Origin of the sequence: Mobilicoccus caccae, from assembly GCF_030161635.1 — a bacterium.
Lineage (GTDB): Bacteria > Actinomycetota > Actinomycetes > Actinomycetales > Dermatophilaceae > Mobilicoccus > Mobilicoccus caccae.
Window position 1 is genome coordinate 1,288,478 of record NZ_BSUO01000001.1, and the last position, 13,028, is coordinate 1,301,505.

Sequence of the window (13,028 nt, forward strand, 5' to 3'; positions counted from 1 at the left end):
CTCGCGGGATCGAACACCTGTTCGTTAGGGTCATCCCCAGGTGTCCGATCCGCACACGTCTTCCACAGGCCTCCCCGGGCTCGCGAAGGGTTGTCGGTGCGGGCATCTAGCGTCCGACCTGACGCGGGAGCACCGCGCGGGTCGTCGGTGGGCGCGCCCGACACGAGACGAAAGAGTAGGTGCACGGCCATGGCCGCAGCGACGACAGAACAGAAGAACGCCGACCAGAAGACCCGGTCACTCGACACGGTGATGGCCCAGATCGAGAAGAGCTACGGCAAGGGCGCCGTCATGCGACTCGGCGACGACGTCCGTCCCCCGATCGGCACCATCCCCACCGGGTCCATCGCCCTCGACATCGCCCTCGGCATCGGCGGCCTCCCGCGGGGTCGCGTCGTCGAGATCTACGGCCCCGAGTCCTCGGGTAAGACGACCGTGGCCCTGCACGCCGTGGCCAACGCCCAGAAGGCGGGCGGCATCGCCGCATTCATCGACGCCGAGCACGCGCTCGACCCCGACTACGCCAAGAAGCTCGGTGTCGACACCGACGCGCTGCTGGTCAGCCAGCCCGACACCGGTGAGCAGGCACTCGAGATCGCCGACATGCTCATCCGTTCCGGCGCGCTCGACATCATCGTCGTCGACTCCGTGGCGGCCCTGGTGCCGCGCGCCGAGATCGAGGGCGAGATGGGCGACAGCCACGTCGGTCTGCAGGCCCGACTCATGAGCCAGGCCCTGCGCAAGCTCACCGGTGCCCTCAACAGCTCGGGCACCACGGCGATCTTCATCAACCAGCTCCGCGAGAAGATCGGCGTCATGTTCGGCTCGCCCGAGACCACCACCGGCGGTAAGGCGCTCAAGTTCTACGCCTCGGTGCGTCTCGACGTGCGCCGGATCGAGACCCTCAAGGACGGCACCGACCCCGTCGGCAACCGCACCCGCGTCAAGGTCGTCAAGAACAAGGTCTCCCCGCCGTTCAAGCAGGCGGAGTTCGACATCCTCTACGGGCACGGCATCTCCCGCGAGGGTGGTCTGCTCGACATGGGCGTCGACCAGGGCTTCGTCCGCAAGTCCGGAGCCTGGTACACCTACGACGGCGACCAGCTGGGTCAGGGCAAGGAGAACGCGCGCGCCTTCCTCAAGGACAACCCCGAACTGACCGACGAGCTGGAGCGCAAGATCCTCGCCAAGCTCGGCATCGGCGAGGCGGCTCAGGCGGAGCCGGCCGAGGCCGAGACCGAGGCGGCCCCGGCCGAGGCGCCGGTCTCCTTCTGAGGTCCCCGGCCGGTACCCGCATCGGATCCGAGTACTCATGAGTGAGTCCCGACTCGATCGCGCGCGCGCCGTGTTGGCCGCGGCGGAGGAGGCAGCCTCCTCCGCCGCGGGCGGGCGCCATCCTTCATCGGCGCCACGTGGCTCCGGTGGGGCCCCGCCGGTGCCCGATCTGGTGGACCTCGACGACGCCGACGCGACGGCGCAGGCCCGGCAGATCGTCCTGCGGCAGTTGGCCGCGGCACCGCGTAGCCGCGCCCAACTCGAGGACAAGCTGGCAGCCAAGGACGTCGACCCCGAGGTGGCGGCGGCCGTCCTCGACCGCTTCGCCGAGGTCGGTCTCGTCGACGACGAGGCGTATGCCGAGATGCTCGTGCGTTCCCAGCAGGAGTCCCGCGGGCTCGCGCGGCGGGGGCTGGCGAACGAACTGCGCAAGAAGGGCATCGACCCCGACACCGCGGCCGACGCCCTCTCGACCGTCGACCCCGAGAGCGAGCGGGCACGGGCCGAGGACCTGGTGCAGGCTCGACTCCGGCGGCTGCACGGTCTGCCCAAGGACGTCCAGATGCGTCGCCTCGGCGGGATGCTGGCGCGCAAGGGCTACCCGGCGGATCTGTCCTACGGCGTCATCCGCGACGCGCTGCGCGCCGCCGAGGAACACCTCCGCGACTGATTCGGCCGGGTGGGCGGGTACCCGGCTGTCCTGTCGGTTTGCGCGCGGCCCGTAGGCTGGTTCAGCGATGAAGACGTACGACGTGCGCACCCACGGGTGCCAGATGAATGTCCACGACAGCGAACGACTGGCCGGTCTGCTCGAGACCGACGGCTACGTCGACCTGCGCAGTCTGCCCGAGGCCGACCGTCCCGAGGTCGCCGACGTGGTCGTGTTCAACACGTGCGCCGTGCGGGAGAACGCGGACAACAAGCTGTACGGCAACCTCGGGCAGCTCCGCCCCGCCAAGACGCGCAACCCCGACATGCAGATCGCCGTCGGCGGCTGCATGGCCCAGAAGGACCGCGAGGTCATCGTCGAGCGGGCACCCTGGGTGGACGTCGTGTTCGGCACGCACAACATCGGCAGCCTCCCCGCGCTGCTCGACCGCGCTCGGCACAACAAACGCGCCGAGGTCGAGATCCTCGAGGCGCTCGAGACGTTCCCGAGCACACTGCCCACCCGCCGCGATTCCGCCTACTCGGGCTGGGTGTCGATCTCGGTGGGCTGCAACAACACGTGCACCTTCTGCATCGTTCCCAGCCTGCGCGGCAAGGAGCAGGACCGCCGCCCCGGTGACATCCTCGCCGAGGTGAAGGCCCTCGTCGCCCAGGGCGTGGTGGAGGTGACCCTGCTGGGTCAGAACGTCAACACCTACGGCGTCGAGTTCGGCGACCGTGGCGCGTTCGCCAAGCTGCTGCGCGCCTGCGGTGAGATCGACGGTCTGGAGCGGGTGCGGTTCACGAGCCCCCACCCGGCCGCGTTCACCGACGACGTCATCGACGCGATGGCGCAGACTCCCAACGTCATGCCCAGCCTGCACATGCCGCTGCAGTCGGGCTCGGACGCCGTCCTGCGCTCGATGCGGCGCTCCTACCGCAGCGAGAAGTTCCTGCGCATCCTCGAGGGCGTCCGCGACCGCATCCCCGACGCCGCGATCACGACCGACATCATCGTCGGCTTCCCCGGCGAGACCGGCGCCGACTTCGAGGACACCCTTGAGGTCGTGCGGCAGTCGCGTTTCTCCTCGGCGTTCACCTTCCAGTACTCGATCCGACCGGGGACCCCCGCGGCGACGATGGCGGACCAGATCCCCAAGGCCGTCGTCCAGGAGCGGTTCGAGCGGCTCGTGGCCCTGCAGGACGAGATCTCCTGGACGGAGAACCGCGCGATCGAGGGCCGCGACGTCGAGGTGCTCGTCGCGCCGTTCGAGGGGCGCAAGGACTCGGCGACCGCGCGGATGTCCGGGCGTGCCCGGGACAACCGGCTCGTCCACTTCGCGCTTCCCGAAACCCTGGCGGACGACGACCGTCCGCGCCCCGGTGACGCCGTCACCGTCGGCGTCACCTACGGCGCGCCGCACCACCTCGTGGCCGACTCCGCCGCCACGGGAGGCACGTTCGCGATCCGGCGCACCGCCGGCGGAGACGCCTGGGCCGCAACCCAGGACGGCCCGACCCCCGGCCGCCCGACGGTGTCGCTGGGCATGCCCCCGATCGGAGCGCCGCCCGCCGTGAGCGTCCCGGTGAGCGGCTGCCGCTGACCCGCCCGGCGCGAGGGCGCCCGCAGGCATGAGCAAGGGCCCGGACCGACACGGTCCGGGCCCTTCGCCTGGGCGAACTCACTGCTGGTTCTGGTCCTGCTGGCCCTGCTGGTCGTTCTGCCCGGTGCCGAGGTGGTTCTTGAGCTGCTCGGCACCCTGGTCGATGTGCTGGCCGTGCCGGCCACCGGTCTTCTGGTCGGCCAGGTCACCGGCCTGGTCGATGCCCTGGTTGACCTGGTCGGGGTTCTGCGCGGCGGCCTGACGGGCCTTCTCGGAGAGGTTGTCGAACTGGCTCATCCTTGTGCTCCTTCGGGTCGACGATGCGTCCGTGTCGCCGCGCGGGCGACGCCCGGGCCTGTGCCCGGGGGCGCAGCGCCTCGAAACCGTCCGTTTCGAATTCTGAGACGACGTGCCGGACGGCGGGCTCTGACCTGCGGGGTCCGGCTGGCAGAATCACCGCCATGCATCCGCCGATCGTCGCCGTCGTCGGCGCCACGGCCACCGGCAAGTCCGACCTCGCCCTCGACCTCGCGGAGCGGCTCGGTGGGGAGATCGTGGGCGCCGACGCCTCACAGCTCTACCGCGGCATGGACATCGGCACGGCCAAGGTGCCCGTCGGTGGACGGCGGGGGATCCCGCATCACCAGATCGACGTGCTCGACATCCACGAGGAGGCGAGCGTCGCCGCCTTTCAGCGGTCCTCGCGCGCCGACCTCGAGGCCATCCGTGGCCGTGGGGCGCTGCCCGTCCTCGTCGGCGGGTCGGGCCTGTACGTGCGGGCCGCGCTCGACCTCCTCGACATCCCGCCGACCGATGCCGCGGTGCGGGCGCGCTTGTCGGCCGAGGCCGACGAGGTCGGGACGCCGGCGATGTTCGAGCGTCTGCGCAGCCTCGATCCGGCCGCCGCCGACCGCCTCGAACCGAACAACACGCGGCGGATCGTCCGCGCCCTGGAGGTCATCGAACTCACCGGACGCCCCTTCTCGGCCACGATGCCCGTGCGTGAGTACCGGTGGCCGACGATCACGCTCGGGCTCGTGCTCGATCGAGCCGTCCTCGACGAGCGGATCGCCCGCCGCACGCGAGGGATGTGGGAGCACGGGCTGGTGGAGGAGGTCGCGGCGCTGGAGGAGCAGGGACTCTCGACGACTCCCACGGCCTCCCGCGCGGTCGGCTATCGCGAGGCGCTGGCGCACCTCGCGGGTCGGCTGACCGCCCAGGAGGCGATGGACGCCACCACGACCGCGACGCGCCGACTCGTCCGTCGCCAGGAGAGCTGGTTCCGCGCCGACCCCCGCATCGTCTGGCTCGACGTCGCCGAACCCGATCTTCCGGACCGCGCCCACCGCGTCATCCGGCGGGGGATCGAGGAGGCCGCCGCCGGGTGAGCTCGACGACGGAGGTGACAGACTTCGACCGTGACGCACGAGAACCTGGCCTTCACCAAGGGACACGGCACCGAGAACGACTTCGTGCTCGTCCCCGACCTCGACGGCGAGCTCGACCTGTCCGACGTACAGGTGCGCTTCCTCGCCGACCGCCGGGCCGGACTGGGCGGTGACGGGGTGATCCGCGTCGTCCGCACGGAGAAGGCCGACGAGCCCGACGTGCGCGCCCTCGCCCCGGAGGCCGAGTGGTTCATGGACTACCGCAACGCCGACGGCAGCCGGGCCGAGATGTGCGGCAACGGGACTCGCGTGTTCGCCGCCTACCTGCTGCGTGAGGGGCTCGTCAGCGGACGGCGGATCCCCATGGCCACGCGGGCCGGGGCGAAGATGGCCGTGGTGTCCGAGGGCTCCAACGGCGAGCTCTCCTACGCGGTCGACCTCGGACCGTGGCGCCTCGTGCACCCCGACGCACCGACGGGGCAGGGATACGACACCCTCGTCGCGCTACCGGGCATGGACACCCTGCCGGGGCTGAGCCTGGATCTGGGTAACCCGCACGTGGTCGTCGTGCTGCCGGAGTCGGTGGACCTCATGGACGTCGACCTCACCCACCCGCCCGTCCTCAACCCGGCGCCGGAGTCGGGCGCCAACGTCGAGCTGGTCCAGATGCTCGGTCCGGGACACCTGCAGATGCGCGTGCATGAACGCGGGGTGGGGGAGACCCGCTCGTGCGGCACCGGCGCCGCGGCCGCCGCGCTCGCGCTGATGTCGTGGAGCGGAGCCCCGGCCGACCACGAGGAATGGCGGGTCGACGTACCCGGTGGCACCCTCCTGGTCCGTGCCTTGCCCGGGCAGCGGGTCGAGTTGGCCGGTCCCGCAGCACTCGTCGCCGACGGTCGCGTGGACGTTCCGCGCGGCTGAGGGCCCGCTCGGCTGAGAGCGGTTCACGCCTCCCGCGTCAGGCGGATTCCTCCGGTGGGGTGAGGTGGTGGTGGACCGCGAGGACCCGGAACCCCTTGGCGGAGGCGAGACGGCTCGTCGCGAACCGCGAGCCGAGGGTGCCGCCCAACCACGCGTGCAGGGAGTCGGCGCCGAGGTTGCGCTGCACCACGAGGTAGGCCGTGCCGCCGGGTGCCAGGCGCGGCAGCCACGTGAGGAGCATGTCGTGCAGCACCGCCTTGCCCACCCGGATCGGGGGTTGGACCAGATGGCGGTGAAGCGCACGTCGGCCGGGACGTCGCCGGGCTCGACGAGGCGGAGGTTCTCGGCGCCGTGACGGTGGGCGTTGCGGCGGGCGAGGTCGAGAGCGCGACGGTTGACGTCGATGCCCCACACGGTGGCCTCGGGGGAGCACAGCGCCTGGGTGAGGGCCAGCGGTCCCCATCCGCACCCGAGATCGAGGAGATCACCGTGGGTGGGCGGGTCCGGAACCTCCCGCAGCAGCACCGACGTCCCCAGGTCCAGACGGTCCGGGCAGAAGACCCCCGGTGCCGTCTCGACGGTCAACGACCGCCCCGCCAGGGACACCGTGATCTCGCGGCGGATCTCGGCGCTCGCCGGTTCGGCGGTGAAGTAGTGCTCCTGCTCGCTCACGACAGGTCAGCCTAGTCGTGAGCGCGTCGTCTTCGGCCGAGGTCGGGAGTGTCGCCGCCCCAGAGGGCGTCCCCGGCGCGGTTCCGCCAGGATCGTCACGGGCATTCGTAGGCTGCGCTGATCAGTGTTCCGCCCTGGTGGACACGACGGCATCGAGCAGGAGGTGGTCGTGTGGAGCACGTGCATCGCCGGCCGCGTCAGGCGGTGGTGTTCATCCACGGCATGGGTGATCAGGCGCCGATGCGTACGCTGCGCGCGTTCACCCACGGCATCGGGCTGCGACGACTGTTCAGCAGTCCGGACGACATGAGCGGCTCCGACGACCTGCGCCGGCTCACCGAGCCCCCGACCGCGGAGCTGCGCGCGCGGACCGACTTCTTCGAGTTCTACTGGGCCCACCACGCGCCCGACGGCCGGGGCTTTGCGACCCTCGCCTGGGCGGTGCGGTTGCTGCTGCGCCGCGAGTGGCGCAGCAGGCACGGCCAGGTGGCCGCGCTCGTCCTCGGGCTGCAGATCGCCTTCGCCCTCGGCGTGATCGGTGTCGTCACGGTCGGTGTGTGGGCGGTGTGGTCGGCCTGGCGGGGCGTCGACGTCCTCGACGGCGCCGGTGAGTGGGTGCTGGCGGCCGTGGTCGCGGCGCTGCTGGCGCACCTCGGGGTCTCCGGCTTCGTCCAACGCGTGCTGTCCGACGCCGTGCGCTACCTGCACCCCAGCCCGGCCAACGTCGAGGCGAGGCGCCTGATCCGCGCCGACGGTCTGCACCTGCTGCGTCGCCTGCACGGCAGCGATGAGTACGACCGGGTGGTGGTCGTCGGGCATTCCCTCGGCGCCGTCATCGGCTACGACCTGCTGCGCTCGCTGTGGAACGAGGCCCGCCACCCCGATCCGGACGTCGCCGGCGACCAGGAGGCGTTGCGGGCCTTCGACGTCGCCGCCGACCTCATCGACCCCGCGCCGATGCCTCCCCGCATCCCGCCGAGCACCCCGCCGCCGAGCGTCGCCGACGTCGAACGCTTTCGTGAGGCGCAGTTCGACCTGTGGCGGGCCGACCGCCGTGACGGGGTGCCCTGGCTGGTCACCGATTTCGTCACGGTCGGCTCACCGCTCACGTACGCCTCGCTGCTGCTGGCCGATCCACCGCTGCCGCTGCAGGGATGGCCGGGGGCGAGCCTGGCCGAGAAGCAGGCGCTCAAGGAGTACCCGCGGTGCCCCCCGATCCCCGACGAGGTCGAGCCGGGCCGCTTCTACACGCGCGACTACCCGTGCGACGGCGGCGAGCGCGCTCTGCGGGTCGGACACACCGCCGCGCACTTCGGACCCACCCGGTGGACCAACCTCTACCTGCCCTCGCGCCGTGTCGTCCTGGGCGACCTGCTCGCCGGACCCGTGGCGCCGGAGTTCGGTCCCGGCGTGCGCGACGTGCCCGTGCGCGTTCCCGGACGTGGCCTTCGCTCGTGGTGGCGGCGGGTGTTCCCGGTCTCCCACCTCAGCTACTGGTGGGCGCCGCACGGCGGCGCCCAGCACCTCCCCGCCGCCGTCGACCTGCCGTGCCCGGGGCAGGAGGGCTGCGAGAGCGCGCTCGCCCTCGCCTCGGCGTTGCGCCTGGAGGACATCGCGCGCGTTCCGCGGCTCCCTCGGAGGCGCACGTGAGCGGCGACTGCCGCGGGTGACTCCCTCCCGATGGGGCCGGGACGACACCCCGCGACACGGATGCCGCCGGTAGGCCGCTCAATTCGGCCCCGGGCCTCTACTGTGTCCTCATTCGACCCCCGGCGTCCCGGTGCGCTCCGCCCCGGACGGGCGATCGTGTGGAGGCGCAATGACGACTGTCGACACTCCCCGACTCGACCTCATGCCCGCGGATGTGGTGCTCGTGGCGGTGATCGCAGGAATCGCGATCGCCGCCCTGGCTGTGGGCACCGTGTTCCGGGCGCAGGTGCTGCGAGCCGATCCCGGCACGGTGAAGATGCAGGAGATCGCGACCGCGATCCAGGAGGGTGCCTCGGCCTATCTGCACCGGCAGATGCGCACCCTGATCTGGTTCGTCGTCGGGGCCGTCGCGTTGTTGTTGGTGTTGCCGGCCCCCGACCTCGCGAGTCGGCTCGGCCGTAGCGCCGCGTTCATCGTCGGGGCGGGGTTCTCCGCGGCGATCGGCTACCTGGGCATGACCTTGGCCGTCCGCGCCAACGTCCGTGTGGCCGCCGCCTCCCGCGGGGGTGACCGCACGCCCGGATTCCGGCTCGCGGTCCGCACCGGTGGCGCCGTCGGCATGGCGACCGTCGGCCTGGGCCTGTTGGGCGCGGCCGTCGTCGTGCTGTTGTTCCGTGGCACGGCCCCGACCGTGCTGGAGGGCTTCGGGTTCGGTGCCGCGCTGCTGGCGATGTTCATGCGGGTGGGTGGAGGCATCTTCACCAAGGCCGCCGACGTCGGCGCCGACCTCGTGGGCAAGGTCGAGCAGGGCATCCCCGAGGACGACCCGCGCAACGCCGCGACCATCGCGGACAACGTCGGTGACAACGTGGGTGACTGCGCGGGTATGGCCGCCGACCTCTTCGAGTCCTACGCGGTGACCCTCGTGGCCGCGCTCATCCTCGGCACCGCCGCGTTCGGCGCCCACGGGCTGGTGTTCCCGCTCATCGTCCCCGCGATCGGTGTGCTCACGGCCGTGATCGGCATCCTCGTGACGCGGGTCAAGGTCGGCGAGAGCGGGTTGCGCGCCATCACCCGCGGATTCCTCATCGCCGCCGCCATCTCGGTCGTGTGCTGCGGCATCGCCGCGTACGTGTACCTGCCCGGCACCTACGCCGGGTTGTCCGGCGTCGACCCCGCGATCCTCGGCCTGGACGGCGACCCTCGCCTGCGGGCCTGGGCCGCGGTGTCCCTCGGGATCCTCCTGGCCGGCGTCATCCTCGCCGTGACGGCGCACTTCACGGGCACCGACAACGAGCCCACCCGCAACGTCGCCCGCACCTCGGTGACGGGCGCGGCCACCGTGATCCTGGCCGGCATCGGCGTGGGTTTCGAGTCCGCCGTCTACACCGCGGCGGTCATCGGCGCGGCGGTCTACGGGGCGTTCCTGCTCGGCGGATCCATCATCGTGTCGCTGTTCTTCGTCGCTCTGGCCGGCTGCGGTCTGCTGACGACGGTCGGGGTCATCGTGGCCATGGACACCTTCGGCCCGGTCAGCGACAACGCGCAGGGCATCGCCGAGATGTCCGGCGACGTCTCGGGCGAGGGCGCCCAGGTGCTCACCGACCTCGACGCCGTGGGCAACACCACCAAGGCCATCACCAAGGGCATCGCGATCGCCACGGCGGTCCTCGCGGCCACGGCGCTGTTCGGCTCGTACAACGACGCGGTCGGCATCGCCCTGACGCAGCAGGGCATCGATCTCTCGGCCGCCACCGACGCCTACGCGATCGTCCACCCCGCCACCCTGGTCGGCGTCATCGCCGGTGCCAGCGTGGTCTTCCTGTTCTCCGGCCTCGCCATCGACGCGGTCACCCGCGCGGCCGGGGCCATCGTGCTCGAGGTGCGCCGGCAGTTCCGTGAGCACCCGGGCATCATGGCGGGCACCGAGAAGCCGGAGTACGGCCGCGTCGTCGACATCTGTACGCGGGATTCGCTGAGGGAGCTGGCGACTCCGGGTCTGCTGGCGGTGCTCGCGCCGGTCGCCATCGGGTTCGGTCTGGGCTTCGGCGCGTTGGCCGGGTTCCTCGCCGGCGCCATCGCCTGCGGTGTGCTCATGGCGGTGTTCCTCGCCAACTCCGGTGGCGCGTGGGACAACGCGAAGAAGATCGTCGAGGACGGCGCCCACGGCGGCAAGGGGTCCGCCGCCCACGAGGCGACGGTCATCGGAGACACGGTCGGCGACCCGTTCAAGGACACCGCCGGCCCTGCCATCAACCCGCTGATCAAGGTGATGAACCTCGTCGCCGTCCTCATCGCCCCGGCGGTGGTCGTCCTCTCCACGGGGGAGGGGCTCGCCACCTGGGCGCGGTTCGGCATCGCGGGTCTGGCGGCCTTCTTCATCGTGCTGGCGGTCGACCGCACCCGCTACCGGGCCACCAAGAACCTGCCCGAGATCGAGGCGGCCGTCGATGAGAAGGGCCCGGGGGTGGAGTCGATCCACAGCCCGCCGGACTACCCGATCCTCGAGCCGCGCGTGCCCGGCCGGTCGCGCCGACTCTCGCGCCGCCGCAAGCCCGAGGAGGGGTGACCTCCGGCCCCGGGGGCGAGGTGAGTCCGGAATGTCTGCCGATCCCCGGGGGTTGTCGCCGGTGACCGCATCGCCCGGACGACAGGAGTTCCCATGTCCCGCATCACGATCATCGGTGGCCACGGCAAGGTCGCGCTGCGCCTCGCGCCGCTCCTGGTGAGTCGGGGTGAGGAGGTGACCTCGGTCATCCGCAACCCCGACCACGCCGAGGAGGTCGCGGCGACCGGTGCCACACCGCAGGTCGCCGACATCGAGACGCTGGACCGGGCGGGGTTCGCCGAGCTGTTCTCCGGCGTCGACGCCGTCGTGTGGTCCGCGGGCGCCGGTGGCGGCAGCCCCGAGCGCACCTACGCCGTGGACCGTGACGCCGCCACCACCTCGATGGACGCCGCCGCCGACGCGGGCGTCCCGCGGTACGTCATGGTGTCCTACTTCGGCGCCGGCCCCGACCACGGCGTGCCGCAGGACGACGCCTTCTTCCCCTACGCCGACGCCAAGAGCGCCGCCGACGCCCACCTCGAGCAGAGCTCCCTGGACTGGACGATCCTGCGCCCCAGCAGGTTGACGCTGGAGGACGGCACGGGCCGCATCGAGAGCGGCCCCGGCGTCCAGGGTGGCGAGGTCAGCCGTGACGACGTCGCCGCCGTCGCCGCCGCGGTGCTCGCCGACAACGCCGCCATCGGCCGCATCATCGAGTTCAACGACGGAGACACCCCCATCGAGGACGTCGTCGCCGGTCGGTGAGGTGGGGGAATGACCACGCGCCCCGGCGGCGTTGAAGCGATATTGCCTCGCGCCTCCCGCGCAGGTCTGCGACCCTGAGAGGGATATGAGCCACACTTCAGACATCTTCGACGCCAAGGCGTCGGCCCTGGCGGACGACGATTCCTGGCACCTGAGCGACCCCGATTTCGTCTCCTACGACGGCGACCAGTTCGAGCGCGAGGAGCGCGCGGCGATGCGTCGCGTCAGCGGACTCTCGACCGAGATCGAGGACGTCACCGAGGTCGAGTACCGGCAGCTCCGCCTGGAGCGGGTGGTCCTCGTCGGCGTCTGGTCCGAGGGGACCGCCGAGGAGGCCGAGAACTCCCTGCGCGAACTCGCGGCCCTGGCCGAGACGGCCGGGTCGACCGTGCTCGCCGGCGTCGTCCAGCGCCGCTACCGCCCCGACCCGGCCACCTACGTCGGCTCGGGCAAGGCGAAGGAACTCGCCGAGATCGTCGCCGCCGAGGGCGCCGACACCGTCGTCGCCGACAGCCAGCTCGCGCCCAACCAGCGGCGTGCGCTGGAGGACGTCGTCAAGGTCAAGGTCATCGACCGCACCGCGCTGATCCTCGACATCTTCGCCCAGCACGCCAAGTCCCGCGAGGGCAAGGCGCAGGTCGAACTGGCGCAACTGCAGTACCTGCTGCCGCGCCTGCGTGGGTGGGGTGAGTCGATGTCACGGCAGGCCGGTGGTCGTGTCGCCGGCGGTGAGGGCATCGGTTCCCGTGGCCCCGGTGAGACCAAGATCGAACTCGATCGTCGGCGCATCAACACGCGGATCGCCAAACTGCGCCGCGAGATCCGCGAGATGAAGACCGTCCGCGACACCAAACGCAGCGGACGGCGCGCCAACCACGTGCCCTCGGTGGCCATCGCCGGGTACACCAACGCCGGCAAGTCCTCGCTGCTCAACCGCATCACCGGAGCCGGTGCCCTCGTCGAGAACGCCCTGTTCGCGACGCTGGACCCGACGATCCGCCGGGCGCAGACCTCCGACGGGCGCGACTACACCCTCGCCGACACCGTCGGGTTCGTGCGCTCGTTGCCGCACGAGCTGGTCGAGGCGTTCCGCTCGACGCTCGAGGAGGTCGGCGACGCCGATCTGCTGCTGCACGTCGTCGACGGTTCGCACCCCGACCCCGAGGGCCAGATCACCGCGGTACGTGAGGTCCTCGCCGACGTCTGGGACGACCCCAACGAGCACCCGCGCGAGATCGTCGTCATCAACAAGACCGACATGGCCGACCCCGAGGTGCTCGCGCGCCTGCTGCGCCACGAGAAGGACGCGATCGCCGTCTCGGCGCGCACCGGCGAGGGGATCGAGGAGCTGCAGCAGCTCATCGCCGACGAACTGCCCCGGCAGGACATCGTCCTCACCCTGCTCGTGCCCTACAGCCGCGGCGACGTCGTCAACACGTTGCACACCGACGCCGAGGTCCTCTCCGAGGAGCACGACGCCGAGGGCACCCGCCTGCAGGTCAAGGTCTTCGCCCACCAGGCGGACGCCTACAGCGAGTTCGTCACCTCCTGAGGCCT

Annotated in this window: 10 protein-coding genes and 1 pseudogene; 9 read left to right on the top strand and 2 right to left on the bottom strand. The window is 71.5% G+C overall.

The genetic code is table 11. The features are described 5' to 3' along the window. Positions 1-189: 189 nt before the first annotated feature. The 3 genes from recA to miaB all read left to right on the top strand — a co-directional run bounded on the left by recA (position 190) and on the right by miaB (position 3,527). Entirely contained in the window at positions 190-1,275 is a 1,086-nt protein-coding gene (recA, locus tag QQK49_RS06240) for a recombinase RecA (protein ID WP_284303190.1), read from the top strand. Between the two features lie 37 nt (positions 1,276-1,312). Continuing rightward, positions 1,313-1,945 (top strand): regulatory protein RecX, encoded by a 633-nt coding sequence (locus QQK49_RS06245; protein WP_284303191.1) that lies wholly within the window; start codon positions 1,313-1,315, stop codon positions 1,943-1,945. A gap of 67 nt (positions 1,946-2,012) precedes the next feature. Beyond that, positions 2,013-3,527 (top strand): tRNA (N6-isopentenyl adenosine(37)-C2)-methylthiotransferase MiaB, encoded by a 1,515-nt coding sequence (miaB, locus tag QQK49_RS06250; RefSeq protein WP_284303192.1) that lies wholly within the window; start codon positions 2,013-2,015, stop codon positions 3,525-3,527. A gap of 78 nt (positions 3,528-3,605) precedes the next feature. Here the strand turns inward: miaB and QQK49_RS06255 are convergent, their stop codons facing one another. Then, positions 3,606-3,824 (bottom strand): antitoxin, encoded by a 219-nt coding sequence (locus QQK49_RS06255; RefSeq protein WP_284303193.1) that lies wholly within the window; start codon positions 3,822-3,824, stop codon positions 3,606-3,608. A 164-nt stretch (positions 3,825-3,988) separates the two neighbouring features. Between QQK49_RS06255 and miaA the strand changes: the two genes are divergently transcribed. After that, positions 3,989-4,915, top strand: a complete 927-nt coding sequence (miaA, locus tag QQK49_RS06260; RefSeq protein ID WP_284303194.1) for a tRNA (adenosine(37)-N6)-dimethylallyltransferase MiaA — start codon at positions 3,989-3,991, stop codon at positions 4,913-4,915. Between the two features lie 30 nt (positions 4,916-4,945). After that, entirely contained in the window at positions 4,946-5,836 is an 891-nt protein-coding gene (gene dapF / locus QQK49_RS06265; protein WP_284303195.1) for a diaminopimelate epimerase, read from the top strand. Between the two features lie 37 nt (positions 5,837-5,873). On the opposite strand, the pseudogene QQK49_RS06270 reads toward dapF, so the two are convergent. After that, positions 5,874-6,508 (bottom strand): annotated as a pseudogene (locus QQK49_RS06270) (class I SAM-dependent methyltransferase). Positions 6,509-6,679: 171 nt separating this feature from the next. Between QQK49_RS06270 and QQK49_RS06275 the strand changes: the two are divergent. The 4 genes from QQK49_RS06275 to hflX all read left to right on the top strand — a co-directional run bounded on the left by QQK49_RS06275 (position 6,680) and on the right by hflX (position 13,023). After that, on the top strand, positions 6,680-8,158 hold the full coding sequence (locus QQK49_RS06275) for a hypothetical protein (protein ID WP_284303196.1): 1,479 nt from the start codon (positions 6,680-6,682) through the stop codon (positions 8,156-8,158). 169 nt (positions 8,159-8,327) lie between these two features. Beyond that, complete coding sequence (locus QQK49_RS06280) at positions 8,328-10,727, top strand: sodium-translocating pyrophosphatase (RefSeq protein WP_284303197.1); 2,400 nt, start codon at positions 8,328-8,330, stop codon at positions 10,725-10,727. A 93-nt stretch (positions 10,728-10,820) separates the two neighbouring features. After that, the gene (locus QQK49_RS06285; RefSeq protein ID WP_284303198.1) at positions 10,821-11,471 is read left to right on the top strand and encodes an SDR family oxidoreductase; all 651 of its coding nucleotides are present in this window, start codon (positions 10,821-10,823) and stop codon (positions 11,469-11,471) included. Positions 11,472-11,556: 85 nt separating this feature from the next. After that, on the top strand, positions 11,557-13,023 hold the full coding sequence (gene hflX / locus QQK49_RS06290) for a GTPase HflX (protein WP_284303199.1): 1,467 nt from the start codon (positions 11,557-11,559) through the stop codon (positions 13,021-13,023). Positions 13,024-13,028: the final 5 nt, after the last annotated feature.

Bases quoted from the DNA above. Each gene is read 5' to 3' on its own strand.
- recA (WP_284303190.1), top strand. From the start codon at position 190: ATGGCCGCAGCGACGACAGAACAGAAGAACGCCGACCAGAAGACCCGG.
- QQK49_RS06245 (WP_284303191.1), top strand. From the start codon at position 1,313: ATGAGTGAGTCCCGACTCGATCGCGCGCGCGCCGTGTTGGCCGCGGCG.
- miaB (WP_284303192.1), top strand. From the start codon at position 2,013: ATGAAGACGTACGACGTGCGCACCCACGGGTGCCAGATGAATGTCCAC.
- QQK49_RS06255 (WP_284303193.1), bottom strand. From the start codon at position 3,824: ATGAGCCAGTTCGACAACCTCTCCGAGAAGGCCCGTCAGGCCGCCGCG.
- miaA (WP_284303194.1), top strand. From the start codon at position 3,989: ATGCATCCGCCGATCGTCGCCGTCGTCGGCGCCACGGCCACCGGCAAG.
- QQK49_RS06280 (WP_284303197.1), top strand. From the start codon at position 8,328: ATGACGACTGTCGACACTCCCCGACTCGACCTCATGCCCGCGGATGTG.
- QQK49_RS06285 (WP_284303198.1), top strand. From the start codon at position 10,821: ATGTCCCGCATCACGATCATCGGTGGCCACGGCAAGGTCGCGCTGCGC.
- hflX (WP_284303199.1), top strand. From the start codon at position 11,557: ATGAGCCACACTTCAGACATCTTCGACGCCAAGGCGTCGGCCCTGGCG.